The following is a 14,942-nucleotide window of genomic DNA, read 5'->3' as shown; positions in this document are numbered from 1 at the left end:
AATGCTGTTGTATCTTTGTATATTAATTGCTTCGCGCAGAATTCGCAAGATTTTGAATGAGTTCTTTATTTCCGAAACGTTGCTGGCGAGGTCTTCTTCAAAGGTTGCGTCTTTTTTCTATCAAAATCACTAACGCTAATTAGTCTGTCGATTAATTTACCGAGAATTTAGTAATTAAATTCTAGGTAAATCTAGATAAACTGTCAACTGCTGCAGCCCCTGCCTTAAGGTATTCTTCTTCGGATTCAAAATATGGTTCGCTCTCAGGCGACCACAAATCATGTAAAGCACCTCCCGGCATATAATCTGGGACTGCTGCTTCTGCGGCGGCTCTGAGTTTCAGCTTTCTCTCGGCTTTGCGCTGGGCTTTTTGTTCTATTTCGTCGCGCATCATCCGCGAAGCTGTTTCGATGATTTCTAGGCGTTCTTCTGCTGTCAGATTTTTGAGTGCTGCTAAGATTTCTGTTTTGGTCACGGTTTTTTTGGGGTGATTGGTGAAAAAGTGCGATCGATCCAACCATCATTATATCTTTCACAAAAATCCCTCTGGGCGATCGCAGTTAATTTGGCACCTCATTCTCCGAATTTCCGCGTTTGGCGAATTGCTTTTTCTTGTACGGGCGATCGACCTTACGGATAGTTGTTAGGATTTTTAACTATCAAACCCTCACTTGTTGCTGCTGCATTTAACTCCCTATCAGCAGATACAAAAGTCATCGCAGGCAAATTGTTAGCTGTGCAGAGGTTATTTATGCTACAGCCTGTTGCTAGCTGCACAGCATCATAGCCTCGCAATCCGTAGGTTTCAGCTAATGCCATTGCAGAGTTAATAATACTTTCGGTGAATTCTACAACTTGATACTCAGATTGCAGGTCACTCCTGAACTGATTGCACGCTGCTGTAGCATCTGTCGCATTGATACTTCGGCCGCGCGACCTTCTGGTAATTGCAGCAACAATTTCCACACTGGTAATACCAGCAATCAAGATATCGTTGTTCAGTGCAGGATCGAACAAATTCAAAACCCATCCCGAACCTATTTCACTAATGTAGCGTTTGACCAGCGCGCTGCTATCTACAAAATAAATTGTCATCTAGCGGCGTTCCTCAATAATTGTCTCAGAAACAGGCTGCCCCTGTACCGGAATTAGTCGCCTTTCTGTTTGCTGAGTCCAAGAAGAATGCTTGATTTTTTTGACTAAACCAGAAGTTAACAGCGCTTGGTGAAATCTTGTGCGTTGAGCAGCTTGTTCTTTCTGAGCCAGAGAGTTCCCAATAGCGCGCTCTAGTTGCTGTAGTTCTAGCACTTCCAGGGTGTCAAGCTGATTGAGGATTTTGTTGAAGATTCCCTGCGACATAGGCTTCTACTTTTTAGTAAGGCTAGTTTATCTATTATACAACTAAGTGTTCTCCAAATTGCCATGTTCTCTGAATAGCCGTGTTCTCGATTGCTGTTGATTTTCACCATCAAAAAAGGGCTGACTGTATTCCTACAGTCAACCCCGCGCTTATTTACTGATCGTGCGTTTGCTCAAATAGCAAAACTATCTAGCAATATTCGGGAAGGTATAGCCGACACCGACTAACAATCCCACATCAGTTCCGTCGAGAAAACCCACATTCAGTGCTGCTGTGGCTGTAAAATTCCTCGACAGCGGTACATCTACACCCCCTGTCAGCAGGAAGCCAAAATTACCGTTATCGCCCGTAGAAACGGCTACGCCAGCACCTGCATAAGGAGCAGCAGTAATTACAAAATCATCGCTGACTTCGACGGCCTCTTTCGATACAAAATCGTAGGTAACGGGGACGAGAACAGTTAAGTTATCGCGGAACAAAACACTCGGTCTCACCGAAAAATTGTTAGTCAAACCAATTTTGCTAATAATCGCAAATGAAGTGTCGCCTAGGGCTGAATCTCCGCCAAAACCTATATTACCGCCAATGCCGATGTAGCTCGGCCCAGAACGGGTAGCTCTGCCCGGTCTAATGGTGGGGACTTGAGCTACTTTTTCAGTTGTTTCGGAGACTGCTGCCGGTTTTTCGGCAAGTTTCGGTTGGTTTGTCAGGGTTTTGGCGGAAGTGCTGACTGGATTGCTTAACACTTCTCGCGCTGTTTTGACTTCTTTTTCTTCCTTTGCTGCTGTCAGTTCCAAGTTGGGGCGATCGAGCTTTTCGGCCATCTCCACCTTTGGCTGCACTTTGACGCTATTATCCGCAATTTTAGCTGTTTCTTCGGAGTTTTGTTTCTCGGCAGCAATGGGCGCGTACTCCATTTTTGCTGTTTCTGTCCCAGCAATTTCTGATGTTGTTGCTACAGATTCCGACTGTGCAGCCACAGATGCTGGCAAGTTGGCGGCTGGTGCGGAGGCTGCTGTCTCTGCCGGTGTTGTTAGTTCGCTCCAACTGATAGAATCAATTTTTGTATTAGTAGCGATGGTTTCTGCATCGGGTTTAACCGCTGAAGTTGCCACAGGCTCAGAAATTTGGTCAATATTTTGAGCCGTCGCATTTGCCGCTGTACCGACATCGGGCAAGTTTCCAGTTTCAGCTTTTGCTGGCATGATACCGCAACAAACTGCTAAAACTGCAAGATTTATTAGCGCAAAAGTAGACTTGGAAAATAGACTATTCATAGACACTCCTCAAGGAACGGTGTATTAAAAGTGTAAGTGTTGGAGGGCTCCTGTTGAGAGCTTTACTAAAAAATGACACAAATAGCACTTGTCTTGTTCCTAGATTCGCACTCAACCGTTGAACAGTCAACTCTCTAGCTGATTAGATTCAAGAACGGACTGCGGATTGAGATGCTACTTTTAATTTAGAGAGCGAACTGATAAAAATCAATCCAAGGGGGGATTTCACCCCCGCGCTGTGTTGAATTGATGGGTCGATCGCGCGATCGGAGTATTCTACAATTCTGTACTTGGGGCGCACCGACTCGCAGCAACGATCGAAAAATTGGGTTTTTTAGGGCGCACAGACTCAAAACCGAGAGACAGCACGCTTCCAAAATTGTTTTGGGAATCCGGCGGGGCTACAGCAAGGGTTCTTCGCAGCGGGCGATCGACTGCACAGTCTCCGAAAAATGATGTATGATATCACTGATCCAAAAAAGAGTGGTAGATCGAGAGTGTAAAAAATATTAAATATTATAATAGTCGTGTAAAATAAAGTGTTTAATTAGTAGAGTTTAGCCTTCGCTTTCGCTCAGGGTATGACCATCTAAAAGCAGTACGCAATTAAACAACTAAAAAATAGAAAGTATTCGATTTCAACCTGACTTTATGAACAAAGTTCTAGTCATATTAGGCGAAATGAGCGATCGCGACATCGATTGGATGATCGCCAACGGTATCCGCACCACAATCCCTAGCGGCATCACCCTCATCACCGAAGGTAAGCCCTTAGAGGCGATGTACATAGTTCTGCATGGAAATTTGAGCGTTAGTGCATTATCTTTGGGCGGCAAAGAAATTGGAACAATCACCTGCGGGGAAGTGTTGGGCGAAATGTCTTTTGTAGACGGGAGGCTTCCTTCTGCTAGCGTCACGTCAATTGATGAGTGCTTCATCCTGTCAATTCCCAGGCGGCTGCTAACAGAAAAATTGGAACAAGATGTAATGTTTGCGCTGAGGTTTTATCGGGCGATTACCAGATTTCTGTCGTCGAGACTGCGGGGTACAGTCCAACGTTTCGGCGAAGAGACTGATTCTTTAACATATGAAGACCCCGACGAGCGCAAACGGGCGATCGCGCCCCACGTCGAAAATCTAGACTTGGCTCAATCGAGATTTGAATGGCTCTTGCAGCGTTTGAAGGCGAGTTGAGAGAAGTAGTCAGTAGTCATTAGTCAGTAGTCATTAGTCAGTAGTTATTGGTTATTGGTTATTGGTTATTGGTTATTGGTTATTGGTTATTGGTTGTTATTGGTTACTTGCTACGAATTCCCAATCCCTCCACAACGCTAGAGCCAAATTCTCAATTCCCAATAACAACTAACAAGCAAATAACAAATAACAGCTAACAGCTAACAGCTAACAGCTAACAGTTAACAGTTAACAGTTAACTGTTAACAGTGAATTCACTATTCCGATGAAGAGAGGATTTGATATCACCATTACCGATTAGAAAACATATTTTTCAGCGACGCGCCAGTAGCGGGAAAAACGCTTCAAATCAATGTAGCCATCGTAGCGGACAAAGGCTTCTGGCGGCAAAACTTCCACAGGAAGCGAGCTCCTAATTTCCTGACAAATATCCTGAAACCGAGGACTGGGACTTTCTGTTGTGACTACTTGAGTCGCCCCGGATTCTTGAGCAAAAGCGATAACTTCCGCAGCCACATCGCCGCGCCGAATAACTACCGGCAACTCCAGCAAACATTCGTAAATAAACACCATTCGTTTGAGACTCAACTGCCATTCATCGATGAGCGCGTCGTCCCAAACCCAAATTGCCGGTGCGTCTGGGTGTGCTTGAAAAGCGGGGCCTTGGGGACTCAAACAGTCGCCGTGCAGCCAAATAATCGGATTGTTCATAAATTGTTGACTGTTGACTGTTGACTGTTAGCTGTTAACTGTTGACTGTTGACTGTTAACTGTTGACTGTTGACTGTTATTTGTTATTTGTTATTTGTTTGTTAGTTGTTAGTTGTTAGTTGTTATTGGGAATTGAGAATTGGAAATTGGGAATTCGTAGCAAGTAACCAATAACGGCGTTGCTGATTTACGGTATGAAAGGCTAAATATGCAAGTCATAGAAACCAGAATCCACAAAACTTCTGAATTTTCAACTTATTTTTTTCATATCCTGATTAAGCAACGCCACAATAACAACTAACCAATAACAACTAACCAATAACAACTAACCAATAACAACTAACCAATAACTACTGACTACTGACTACTGACTACTGACTACTGACTACTGACTACCTTTTTTATGGCGTTGCCAACTTTTAGAACCGCCCGTGCGATCGACCTTTTCGCCATGAGGAAACAACTTGCTTTCTAAATATTCATAAGTTCCCTCAAAATCGCACTGCCCGTAAAAAGGACAATCGCCACAATAAACTCCCTTAGTGTAACGCTCCAAATTTTCCCGATTAAAAAAATAAGGTTTGTGACTGAAAGTGCTCGCTACCCACTGCCAAGACAGATTGTTGCTCGCCGGATCTCCATCTAGCAAGTGCTGCAAAAACCAGCGAGCTCCGGCTTGCCAGCGCACGCGCCGCCAGTGTACCAAATAACTAGCCATCCACATCCGCTGGTGATTGTGCAAATAACCGGTTTCTCGCAACTCGCGGCTGAAACTGTCGATGCAAACGTTACCAGTCGTGCCCTCGACTACATCCAGCGGCAGAGTTTCGCTGTAATCTTTAGCAGTGTAACCAGTTTTGTAGGGTTCCCTATCTTGCCAAATCCCCTTGCCCAATTCGGCATAAAGTCGCTGCCAATAATCCCGCCAACCCAATTCGTTGACAAGTTTTACGGCATCTTCTTGACGCTGCACTTTCGAGAGCACGACATCTCGCACTTCGGCAAGGCTCAAAACGCCGTAGCGCAAATAGGGCGACAACCGCGTTACCGCGCCGTTGAGGAAATTGCGGGTGGAGGCGTATTTGCCGGGATCAATTTGTTGCAGCGCTGTCTCGGCTGCTTTGCGCCCGCCTGGGGTTGCGGGTACGTTGCTATCCTGGGCGGCGGCTTCGGGAAACTGTTGGCTGACGTAGGCTATTAATTCGTCGCGGCTGGCAAATTCCCGCTTCATGTCCTGACTCATTGTTTTTTCTCAAGCGCCTGTTAGTTAATATTAAAGCTATTTGCTGCGGTAACAAGCGGCCCGATCGCCCGCTTGTTGCCCTTGACTCCCGATAACGTACAGTGCGCCTAGCAGGAATAGATCGTCGGCGGCCCAAAATTAGCATCAAAGTCACTAAACTTAGGGTTAGATATCATAGCAAAATCTTATGGACACTTTTGGGGCGGACGCTCAACCGATCGCCAATTCAGCTAACCGACAGCAGCAATCTACCAAACAACTGGACAACAGCCAAGTTCAAGAGTTCGATCGAGCCATGATGCGCCGCTGCATAGAATTGGCCCGCCGCGCCCTCGGCAAAACCGCACCCAACCCCCTAGTCGGTTCTGTAATTGTCCGAGACGGCAAGATTGTCGGCGAAGGGTTTCATCCCGGTGCCGGCCAACCTCACGCCGAAGTATTTGCGCTCCGCGAAGCGGGGGAACTCGCCGCCGGAGCAACAGTTTACGTAAACCTGGAACCATGCAACCACCACGGGCGTACTCCTCCCTGTTCCGAAGCTTTAGTCAAAGCCAAGGTGGCAAAAGTAGTGGCTGGCATGGTCGATCCAAATCCTTTGGTAGCCGGCGCTGGACTCGCCCGGTTGCGGGAAGCCGGGATTGAAGTGGTGGCGGGAGTGGAAGGGGAAGCTTGTCAGAAACTCAACGAAGCTTTCGCGCACCGGATTTTGTACCGCCGGCCTTTTGGAATTTTGAAATATGCGATGACTTTGGACGGTAAAATTGCTACCAATACCGGTCACAGCGCTTGGGTGACGGGTTCGGAGGCTCGGAGCGAGGTACACCGGCTGCGCGTCGGCTGCGATGCGGTGATTGTTGGCGGCAATACGGTGCGTTTGGACAATCCCCTACTCACTAGCCATCACCCTGACAGAAATAATCCCCTGCGGGTGGTGATGAGCCGCACTCTGGATTTGCCGAAGTCGGCTTGGTTGTGGGAAACCTCCTCGGCGGCTACTTTGGTGCTGACTGAAGCTGGGGTTAACCCGGAATTTCAGGAATTTTTGATAGCAAAAGGGGTGGAAGTTGTAGAATTGTCGCCGCTGACACCGACTAATGTGATGGCTTATTTGTACGATCGCTCTTTTCTTTCTGTACTGTGGGAGTGCGGCGGCACTTTGGCGGCTTCGGCAATTGCTGAAGGTGCGGTTCAAAAAATTATGGCTTTTATTGCTCCTAAAATTGTTGGCGGCCGAGATGCTCCCACTCCTGTGGGAGATTTAGGTTTTTCGGCAATGACTGATGCTTTGACTTTGGAGCGGGTTTCTTGGCGCACTGTGGGTGCAGATTGTCTGGTGGAAGGCTATTTGAAAATTAAAGATTGAAAGTTAAAAGCAAATTGTTTTAGTTTTTAATTTTTAAAGTTTAACTCCTTTTATGGTGGAAATTCTGATTTGGAGTTTGATGGTTGGTAGTCTCGGTTTAGAGGCTGCAATCGTGGGTGTCTTAGTGAGCCGCGAGCAATCGGTTGCGGGGGAAAAATGCGACGAGGAGGAGGAAGTTTTGACTCGGTACGAATCTCAAGAAGATAATTTTAATGCGCCGGAAAATGCGCGATCCAACGGCAATCCTAAATCCGATCGCAATTCTGATGATTTGGCGGTTTGGGAGTACAAGATTGTCCGGGCTAGCAGGGATTTGTTTCGCAATCCGGCGATTTTTCACAAGCTGTGCCGGGAAGAGGCGGAAGTTGGCTGGATTTTGCTCGAAAAGCTCGATGACAGGCGAGTGCGGTTCAAACGCCCGCTTGCGCTGCGGGACGCTCCGAGGGCTAATTTACCAAGTTTTGACCCTTACCGCAGTCATTACGGCCCGATGTCGAATGCGATGAATTGGGCTGCGGCGATCGTGTTGCTGAGCGCGATCGTCCTGCCTGCTGTTTTGGGCTATGCTTTGGTGTCTGCTACTCTCAGCAAAAGTCGTTCTAATTGGCCTCAAACACCGGTTCAATCTTTGCCTTCTCCGGGCGGGCCAGAAAGTAATAATTGAAACTTCGGGAGTTGGTAATTGGTAATGTTTAATTTACCGCTCTCGAAGCCAATTTTATCGCAAGTCTCAATCATTTGTGAACCAGTTTTTTTTGCGAAGCGCTTAGGCGCTCATAGCGCGAAGCAAGAGCGGAGAAGAATCTCTGTTGGTTTGACGGATTTATGCTTGTTACAAGCGTTAATTCGATTTTAAATTTGGGGCGGTATTTCTGAGGGAGCAGATAGCAGTCTCAAGTTATAATTTGTATCTCCTTGAAATTGAGACACGCGGATGAAATAAGTCCCCGCAGCCAAAGCTCCATTGCTGACTATTGTTTCTGAAGCCGTTCCTAAATTGTTGGAGGAAGCAATAAGATCCTCTAATCCAACTGCCCCGTTGCCGTTTAGATCCTGAATTAATTCTACATCAACATCGGCACTCAAACCGTCTAAAGTTGCACTGAAAAGGCTCGGAGTATTCAGGATGAAACTGTAAATGTCGGTTGGTTGGGCCGCGCCGACAAAATCGCTCGCTGTTTGAATTTCTGTCAGAATGCCCAGGTTTTGTGCTGCGTTTAAATTGTCGGCGGGCTCGGGGAGAGTGCTCAACAGTCCTTCTTGTTGACCGAATTGAATGTAGTGGTCGATCGCACTTTGAACAGCGCCGCTGGTGACTGCTGCTTGTATCAGCGGATATTTTTCTAGATAAAAGCTGGGATCGAAGAAAGCGCTCGGTTTGCGGTTTTCAAATTGACCGACTTTAAAGTAATGTTCAAAGGCGGTAAATTGATTTGTCTGGACTGCTGTCTGAACGTCTGGGTTGCTTGCTAGATAGAAACCAACATCGAATAACGGGTTGGGGTTGCGAACTTCAAATTGACCGAATCTGATAAAGTGATCTGCCCCAGAAAATCCGTTGTTTTTGGCAGACTCTGCTACGTCTGTATTGGTTTCTAAATAGTAGCTGGCATCGAACAGGGCATTTGGATCGCGATTTTCAAATTTGCCAATTTTTCGGTAGTGATCGAAGGCGCTCGATACCGTGCCTCTGGCAACTGCTACGGCGACATCTGGGTTGTTTTCGAGATAAAATTTGCTGTCGAACAGTGTTCTGAGGGTTAGCATTATTAAAAAAAATCTCTTTGTACTTTAGTCTGGAAAGTGCATAATCAAATTCGATTGACAATCCAGTTTACACCGAAGTTTTGTGAGGGTGGCTCAATTATGGCTAAATCTGCACTGATGGCAATGCTGCGCCGCGCTGCGAGTATTGCCCAAAAGTCTCGGGAAACGGGCATTCCGGCTGATGAATTACTGGGGATGCTGACTTCGCGCAGTTCTAATTTTCCCATATCTCGGCGCCAGTTGCTGCACGGGGGTTTGGCGGTAGCGAGTGCTGCTGCTGCTGCGACTTTTACTCGGGAGGGAGCTTTTGCTCAACAAGGCGGACGATCGCCCATTTTGGTTGTGGGTGCGGGAATTGCGGGTTTGACGGCGGCCTATCGCTTGCGTCAAGCGGGCGTGCGTGCCGATATAATCGACGCAACTAACCGCGTGGGGGGGAGGATTCGCACGGCGCCAAAGGTGGCTGGAACGCTGATTTCGGCGGAGTTGGGGGCAGAATTTATTGACACCGGTCATACTACTTTGATTTCCCTGGCGACGGAATTGGGTTTGCGGGCGATCGATGTCCTCGAAGTGCAGCGGGGATTGGTGAAGGATACTTTTTTCTTGGATGGGCGACGCTTTTCTCTTGAGCAAATAATCGCGGACTTTGCGCCGCTAGCGAGTAAAATTAATGGAGATTTGGGCGCTATCGGAGATAACTTTAGCTATCTGGATTTTACGGAAACTGCAGAAAGATTGGACAATCTTTCGATCGCCCAATATCTCGATGGAGCTGATACTAGCACTATTGTCCGGCAGTTGCTCCGCATTGCTTACACGACGGAATACGGCCGAGATCCCGAGGAACAGTCGGCGTTAAATCTGCTGTTTTTAATCGGTTCTGAACCTAACACTTTTGAATTGTACGGCAACAGCGACGAGCGCTATCAAATTGAGGGCGGCAACAGTGAAATTATCAACCGTTTGGCCGGTCAATTGTCTGGTTCGATCGAGGCGGGGACGGTTTTGGAAGCGATTACTCTGTTACCGGACGGCCGCTATCGGGTAAATTTGCGATCGGGACAAAGCGCCTTCGAGCGCACTTACGAGCGAGTTTTGTTAACTTTGCCGTTTAGCACTCTGCGAGACGTTAAAATTAACGTACCTTTGCCACAACCGAAGCGCAGGGCGATCGAGCAATTGGGCTACGGTACTAATTCTAAATTAGTTACCGGCTACCGCAGCCGCATTTGGCGGGAAGTTTATCAATCGACTGCTTCTGTTTATACCGATTTAGGCTTCCAAAATAGCTGGGAAGCTACGCCTTTTGCTCCTACTGCTAACGGTTTAGTTACTAATTTTACCGGAGGCAGACAAGGTTTGTCGATCGGTGGCGGAACTCCCGAAGACCAAGCACAAAGATTTTTAGGGCAATTTGAAAGAGTTTTTCCCGGAGTGAGTAATTTGCGATCGGGCAAAGCTGTACGAGCTTTTTGGCCGGGAGATCGTTTTTCTAAAGGTTCTTATGCCTGCTATTTAGTCGGACAGTGGACGCAAATGCACGGCGTTGAAGGCGAACGAGTTGGCAATTTATATTTTGCTGGAGAACACACTTCGCTGGAAAATCAAGGTTACATGGAAGGAGGTTGCGAAACAGGACAAAGGGCGGCTGTGGAAATTTTGCAAGATTTGGGTTTGATAACTTCTGCTGATGCTTTGAATACTCGAACTGCGAGCAGTTTGAACAATCGCCGTCCCAGCCGGAAAGTTCCCGGAACCCGGAATCTGAGGAATAGGAATCCGAGTATTAGATAATCTCGTAAGGTGCGCCGAGGCGCACCCTACAAATATCGCAGATAATTCATCAAATAATCTCGTCCGGGTTAATTCCTTGAGCGCGTAAATACTCAGCTAGGCGATCGGCCCGTTCCCGTTCGCGATCGGCCCGTTCGCGTTCGAGTTCGACCCGTTCCCGTTCCGCTGCTATCTGTTCTACACCCCACAAAAGCAGATTTCCTGCTTCATCCCACCAGCGCAACCAATAGCCTGTACGCTGTTCTTTTTCCCCCCGCCAAGTTCCCAAATACAAACCAAAATCTGCTATCCAATGGCGACCTTCTTCATCAGGAAATTCTAGTTTGTAATTGCCATTTTGCAAGCGATAGACCTCCAACAATCCACTTTCTGGATCGAAAATGATGTAAGTTGGCACTTGCAGAACTTGTTCGTAAAAAAACCACTTTCCGGGAGGAAAAGTACGTCTAATAGAATATTCCTCGCCGTCCGTTTCCGACAAAAACTCCATCACAATGCTTGGGATTTCTCCTTCCAAGTTTGGGGTGTAGCTTTTGCGGTCTCTTCTCGATTCTATCGGGAGTACGGAAGGTACATAAACCCAATCTGGTGCTTTAATAACTAACTCGCCGTTGACAGTAGCGCAAATGCCAAAGTTGCTAGCAATCAGCATTAGCGGGCCGATTAATCCTCTCAGTTCTAAGATTTCTCGCAGTGCTCCGGCAATTAGCGGTTGACCTGTATTCTCCACGGGTTTTTCTTCTAATTGGAAGTCGTCTGGCAACTTCTCCCAAGTTACGGTCATTGCTACCGTTTTTTGTTTTGGGTGATCTTGAGTCGCGACCATGACTTTATTTGCTAAAGTTTGATATGTTATTATAACTCACATCTTGCACCATTTTCAATAAGCTTTTTATGGGCGGGCTCTCCTGCCCAACCCCTACTCCCCACAAGAAAATGCACTTGTTGTGGAACAGGCATCTTGCCTGTTCTTGAGAATGGTGCAAGATGTCAGTTATAACATACTGTAAGATAAAACGGCGGTTGAAACCGCGTTTGTACAAACACTCACGCGCTTGGATAGTGGGTTGAAGAAAGGGCGATTAAAATTACGTTTTGCGTTATTTTATTCAGTCTCGCGTTGCGTGGACTTTATTTTTGTAGGTGCGGTTTCCACCGCCGTTTGGATATGAGAAAAAATATGAAACATTTACAGTTAATACTAGCTTTATCAACCTTGCTAGTCTCGCTAGTTTCAGCTAGCCCTTTGCTGGCAGATTCTACAAATACCAAAATTCAAATTTCACAAATTGACGAGCCGTTTTGCTACATGAAAACTCCCGACGGCAAAACAGTAGATTTGGGCAAACTCTGCGAAAAATCCCCAAATTCGGAAACTTCCCCAACTTGCATTACTGGTTCCAATATTGCTGCAAAATTATCAATTGCGGCGGTTAATTATGACGGCAGTTTTTTCAGCGGTAAAGTGGTCAATCAAGGCTGCAAAACAATCAAGAATGTGAAAGTCAATTATGAAGTTTTGGACGAATTGGGTAATTTAATTGATAACGGATTTATTGACGCTCTACCAGTTACTGTTGCACCCGGAGAGTCCGCTACTTTTCGGGGTGCAGTTGTCGCAGGGGCTAAGGTGCAGGCGACTTATGCAGATGCTTTAGAATGATTGTGGCGATTTGCCCGATCGCTGTTATCATATTTTGGCTCAGATATCTCTATGACTTACGCAGAGATCCCCCTCGCATCCCCCTTAAGAAGGGGGACTTTGAATAATAATCTTGTCCCCCCCTTATTAAGGGGGGTTAGGGGGGATCGAAGTTTGAATATTCTTGCAGAGATTCCCAAAAACAGAATTTGCGAGGGCAAAATATCTTGAAAACTCGATCGACATACTGGCAAATTTTACCTTACCTCCGTCCCCAAAAACAAACCATCGGTAAAGCATTAGCTTGTACCGTAGTATTTACCATATTTTGGCCGATAATCGCGTGGCTGGTTGGCGAAACAGCAAAATTTATAGGAAAAGGAGATTTACAAGGATTCGGTCAAATTGCTGCACTCAGCGCCGTTATATTTCTGATTCGCGGTACGGCCCAGTACGGTCAAGATACGCTGATGGCAAAAGCAGCTTTGACTATTGCTTTAGAAATCCGTAAAAAAGTTTACGCGCACCTCCAAAAACTCAATATCGGCTACTTTGAAACTGCCAAAACCGGAGATTTATCCTATCGCCTCACCGAAGATATTGACCGCATTGGCGAAGTTGTAAATAAATTTTTCCATCAGTTTATTCCTTGTGTTTTGCAGCTAATTGCTGTTTTGGGATATATGATTTATCTCAACTGGCAATTAACTTTAGGTGCATTAATTATCGCACCGCTGATGGCTATCTTAATTGGCTGGTTTGGTGAAAGATTGCTGAGTTATTCGCGGCAAAGTCAAAATCGCATTTCTGATTTATCCGCTTTGCTGACAGAAGTATTTAGCGGCATTCGTTTAATCAAAGCATTTGTGGCTGAAGATTACGAAATTGCCCGCTTTGGAGAAGAAGCAGAACAAAACCGCCGCGCTAAGTATTTGTCGGAAAGAGTAAAAGCGCTTCAGTTCGTTGTAGTTGGCTTTCTGGAAGCGATGAGCGTGATTTTGCTGTTTTTCCTAGGAGGTTGGCAAATTGCTCAAGGAAACCTCACAGGTACTCAATTTATCAGTTATATCGCAGGGGTGGCGCTGTTAATTGACCCGATCGCCATTACAACTGCAAATTACGGCGATTTCAAGCAGGGAGAAGCTTCTAGCGATCGCATTTTTGAACTTTTAGCCATTCAACCAACAGTCGTCGAAAAGCCAGGGGCGATCGAACTTCCCCGCGTTACAGGTAAAGTCGAATATCGCAACATTAATTTTGCCTACCCATCTCAACATCCTCTTGATAAGCATGGAAAACAGCTTCAACCCCTTGATAAGGGGGGGCAAGGGAAGCATGGAAAACAGCTTCAATCCCCCCTTGATAAGGGGGGGCAGGGGGGGGTTCCGATTTTGCAAAATATGAGTTTGCTGGTGCTTCCGGGAGAAATGATCGCCCTTGTGGGCGCATCCGGTGCGGGGAAAACTACGTTAGTAAACTTGTTACCGAGATTTTACGATCCGCAAGCGGGACAGATTTTAATTGACGGGATTGATATTCAAGATGTCACCTTAAATACTCTGCGCCGGCAAATCGGGATTGTACCGCAAGAAACGATTTTATTTTCGGGTACGATTGCTCAAAATATTGCTTTCGGTCAATCTTATTATGAACTAAAAGATGTGGAAAAAGCGGCACAAATTGCTAACGCGCATCAATTCATTACTGAGTTTCCCGACGGTTATCAAACTTGGGTTGGAGAAAGGGGTGTAAATTTATCTGGTGGTCAAAAACAAAGAATTGCGATCGCCCGTGCGGTTCTGCTCGCTCCCAGAATTTTGATTCTCGATGAAGCTACATCGGCGCTGGATTCGGAATCTGAAGCTTTAGTGCAGGAAGCGCTAGAAAGATTGATGCGCGATCGCACAGTGTTTATCATAGCCCACCGCTTGGCTACTGTGCGGAAAGCTGACAGAATTTTAGTTCTCGAAAAAGGCAGAATTGTGGAATCGGGCACGCACGAGGAATTGCTGGAAAAGGGATCTCGATATGCGGGCTACTACGCGCAACAGTTTAGTCAGTAGGGTATCTTAGAAACCGGGTTTTTGGCCGAATCTGCTGGCCTCAACGAAGTATTTCAAAAAAACCCGGTTTCTGATTACCCGTGGGTAAGTCCTAATCTCATAAAAATCTCCTTCTAAAGCCTCTTTCGTCTCCAAAGTAACGGAGGACACCGCAATGCCGTTTCCCTACCCCAAAATCATCGATTTTCCTCGATGAGAAATGTAACCCTCGCCCGATTAATTGTAGGGCCACGGCACTGCCGTGTCCTAATTATGGGTAATATCAATTCCGATGAAGGATGGTAGATTTAGTTGTCCCATGAGTTTCTTTCTTCTTGAAGTTCCCGATCGATTTCTTCAACAGTTCTGGAAACATGACGGCTGCGGATTTCTGTCAGCAATTCCAACACATTACGCCGCCACGGAGGCTTTTCTGGTATAATCACAAAAACTTCAACTTCTTCGCCCACAGATCCAGGTGGCACTTGAATTTCAAGTTTATTTCCTGCAAGAACTTTGGTTGTAATCCGTATTGCTGACTGCATA

General features: G+C 46.3%; 17 protein-coding genes. 8 read left to right on the top strand and 9 right to left on the bottom strand.

From position 1 onward, the window contains the following. Positions 1–181 precede the first annotated feature (181 nt). Entirely contained in the window at positions 182–475 is a 294-nt protein-coding gene (locus AACV78_RS17445; RefSeq protein ID WP_339383701.1) for a hypothetical protein, read from the bottom strand. 12 nt (positions 476–487) lie between these two features. On the opposite strand from AACV78_RS17445, the gene AACV78_RS17440 reads away from it, so the two are divergent. Next, positions 488–640, top strand: a complete 153-nt coding sequence (locus AACV78_RS17440; RefSeq protein WP_228042313.1) for a hypothetical protein — start codon at positions 488–490, stop codon at positions 638–640. Here AACV78_RS17440 and AACV78_RS17435 read toward each other — a convergent pair. The 3 genes from AACV78_RS17435 to AACV78_RS17425 form a co-directional block, all read right to left on the bottom strand. Then, entirely contained in the window at positions 631–1,095 is a 465-nt protein-coding gene (locus AACV78_RS17435) for a type II toxin-antitoxin system VapC family toxin (RefSeq protein ID WP_194010270.1), read from the bottom strand. The two genes, AACV78_RS17440 and AACV78_RS17435, sit on opposite strands and share 10 nt — an antisense overlap. Next, complete coding sequence (locus tag AACV78_RS17430; RefSeq protein WP_194010271.1) at positions 1,096–1,359, bottom strand: hypothetical protein; 264 nt, start codon at positions 1,357–1,359, stop codon at positions 1,096–1,098. 186 nt (positions 1,360–1,545) lie between these two features. Then, entirely contained in the window at positions 1,546–2,637 is a 1,092-nt protein-coding gene (locus AACV78_RS17425) for a hypothetical protein (RefSeq protein WP_194010272.1), read from the bottom strand. Between the two features lie 246 nt (positions 2,638–2,883). Between AACV78_RS17425 and AACV78_RS17420 the strand changes: the two genes are divergently transcribed. Both AACV78_RS17420 and AACV78_RS17415 read left to right on the top strand, forming a co-directional pair. Beyond that, on the top strand, positions 2,884–3,093 hold the full coding sequence (locus AACV78_RS17420) for a hypothetical protein (RefSeq protein ID WP_194010273.1): 210 nt from the start codon (positions 2,884–2,886) through the stop codon (positions 3,091–3,093). 195 nt (positions 3,094–3,288) lie between these two features. Then, positions 3,289–3,831: a cyclic nucleotide-binding domain-containing protein gene (locus tag AACV78_RS17415; protein ID WP_194010274.1), complete on the top strand. Its 543-nt coding sequence runs from the start codon at positions 3,289–3,291 to the stop codon at positions 3,829–3,831. Between the two features lie 297 nt (positions 3,832–4,128). Here AACV78_RS17415 and AACV78_RS17410 read toward each other — a convergent pair whose 3' ends face one another. Both AACV78_RS17410 and AACV78_RS17405 read right to left on the bottom strand, forming a co-directional pair. Then, a complete protein-coding gene (locus AACV78_RS17410; RefSeq protein ID WP_194010275.1) occupies positions 4,129–4,542 on the bottom strand; it encodes a hypothetical protein in 414 nt (137 codons plus the stop codon). Between the two features lie 385 nt (positions 4,543–4,927). Further along, positions 4,928–5,785, bottom strand: a complete 858-nt coding sequence (locus tag AACV78_RS17405; protein WP_194010276.1) for an FAD-binding domain-containing protein — start codon at positions 5,783–5,785, stop codon at positions 4,928–4,930. A gap of 187 nt (positions 5,786–5,972) precedes the next feature. Between AACV78_RS17405 and ribD the strand changes: the two genes are divergently transcribed. Next, complete coding sequence (gene ribD, locus AACV78_RS17400; protein WP_194010277.1) at positions 5,973–7,148, top strand: bifunctional diaminohydroxyphosphoribosylaminopyrimidine deaminase/5-amino-6-(5-phosphoribosylamino)uracil reductase RibD; 1,176 nt, start codon at positions 5,973–5,975, stop codon at positions 7,146–7,148. A 52-nt stretch (positions 7,149–7,200) separates the two neighbouring features. Next, entirely contained in the window at positions 7,201–7,812 is a 612-nt protein-coding gene (locus AACV78_RS17395; protein WP_194010278.1) for a hypothetical protein, read from the top strand. Positions 7,813–8,000: 188 nt separating this feature from the next. On the opposite strand, the gene AACV78_RS17390 is transcribed toward AACV78_RS17395, so the two are convergent. Next, positions 8,001–8,915 carry a PPC domain-containing protein gene (locus AACV78_RS17390; RefSeq protein ID WP_194010279.1) on the bottom strand — a complete coding sequence of 305 codons (915 nt, stop codon included), beginning with the start codon at positions 8,913–8,915 and terminating at the stop codon, positions 8,001–8,003. Between the two features lie 99 nt (positions 8,916–9,014). On the opposite strand from AACV78_RS17390, the gene AACV78_RS17385 reads away from it, so the two are divergent. Then, a complete protein-coding gene (locus AACV78_RS17385; protein WP_194010280.1) occupies positions 9,015–10,712 on the top strand; it encodes a flavin monoamine oxidase family protein in 1,698 nt (565 codons plus the stop codon). 49 nt (positions 10,713–10,761) lie between these two features. Here the strand turns inward: AACV78_RS17385 and AACV78_RS17380 are convergent, their stop codons facing one another. Then, positions 10,762–11,538: a Uma2 family endonuclease gene (locus tag AACV78_RS17380; protein WP_194010281.1), complete on the bottom strand. Its 777-nt coding sequence runs from the start codon at positions 11,536–11,538 to the stop codon at positions 10,762–10,764. A 354-nt stretch (positions 11,539–11,892) separates the two neighbouring features. On the opposite strand from AACV78_RS17380, the gene AACV78_RS17375 reads away from it, so the two are divergent. After that, positions 11,893–12,375: an FxLYD domain-containing protein gene (locus tag AACV78_RS17375; RefSeq protein ID WP_194010282.1), complete on the top strand. Its 483-nt coding sequence runs from the start codon at positions 11,893–11,895 to the stop codon at positions 12,373–12,375. Between the two features lie 206 nt (positions 12,376–12,581). Then, positions 12,582–14,417, top strand: a complete 1,836-nt coding sequence (locus AACV78_RS17370) for an ABC transporter ATP-binding protein (RefSeq protein WP_194010283.1) — start codon at positions 12,582–12,584, stop codon at positions 14,415–14,417. Between the two features lie 287 nt (positions 14,418–14,704). Here the strand turns inward: AACV78_RS17370 and AACV78_RS17365 are convergent, their stop codons facing one another. Then, entirely contained in the window at positions 14,705–14,941 is a 237-nt protein-coding gene (locus tag AACV78_RS17365) for a hypothetical protein (RefSeq protein WP_194010284.1), read from the bottom strand. Position 14,942: the final 1 nt, after the last annotated feature.

Origin of the sequence: Tychonema sp. LEGE 07196, assembly GCF_963890365.1 — a bacterium.
Taxonomy (GTDB): Bacteria; Cyanobacteriota; Cyanobacteriia; order Cyanobacteriales; family Microcoleaceae; genus Microcoleus.
Note: the sequence above shows the minus strand (reverse complement) of the source record. Positions and strands in the feature narration are given on the sequence as shown.

Excerpts from the sequence above, each read along its gene's own strand:
- AACV78_RS17435 (WP_194010270.1), bottom strand. The coding sequence starts at position 1,095 with ATGACAATTTATTTTGTAGATAGCAGCGCGCTGGTCAAACGCTACATT.
- AACV78_RS17430 (WP_194010271.1), bottom strand. The coding sequence starts at position 1,359 with ATGTCGCAGGGAATCTTCAACAAAATCCTCAATCAGCTTGACACCCTG.
- AACV78_RS17425 (WP_194010272.1), bottom strand. The coding sequence starts at position 2,637 with ATGAATAGTCTATTTTCCAAGTCTACTTTTGCGCTAATAAATCTTGCA.
- AACV78_RS17415 (WP_194010274.1), top strand. The coding sequence starts at position 3,289 with ATGAACAAAGTTCTAGTCATATTAGGCGAAATGAGCGATCGCGACATC.
- AACV78_RS17410 (WP_194010275.1), bottom strand. The coding sequence starts at position 4,542 with ATGAACAATCCGATTATTTGGCTGCACGGCGACTGTTTGAGTCCCCAA.
- AACV78_RS17405 (WP_194010276.1), bottom strand. The coding sequence starts at position 5,785 with ATGAGTCAGGACATGAAGCGGGAATTTGCCAGCCGCGACGAATTAATA.
- ribD (WP_194010277.1), top strand. The coding sequence starts at position 5,973 with ATGGACACTTTTGGGGCGGACGCTCAACCGATCGCCAATTCAGCTAAC.
- AACV78_RS17395 (WP_194010278.1), top strand. The coding sequence starts at position 7,201 with ATGGTGGAAATTCTGATTTGGAGTTTGATGGTTGGTAGTCTCGGTTTA.
- AACV78_RS17390 (WP_194010279.1), bottom strand. The coding sequence starts at position 8,915 with ATGCTAACCCTCAGAACACTGTTCGACAGCAAATTTTATCTCGAAAAC.
- AACV78_RS17385 (WP_194010280.1), top strand. The coding sequence starts at position 9,015 with ATGGCTAAATCTGCACTGATGGCAATGCTGCGCCGCGCTGCGAGTATT.
- AACV78_RS17380 (WP_194010281.1), bottom strand. The coding sequence starts at position 11,538 with ATGGTCGCGACTCAAGATCACCCAAAACAAAAAACGGTAGCAATGACC.
- AACV78_RS17375 (WP_194010282.1), top strand. The coding sequence starts at position 11,893 with ATGAAACATTTACAGTTAATACTAGCTTTATCAACCTTGCTAGTCTCG.
- AACV78_RS17365 (WP_194010284.1), bottom strand. The coding sequence starts at position 14,941 with ATGCAGTCAGCAATACGGATTACAACCAAAGTTCTTGCAGGAAATAAA.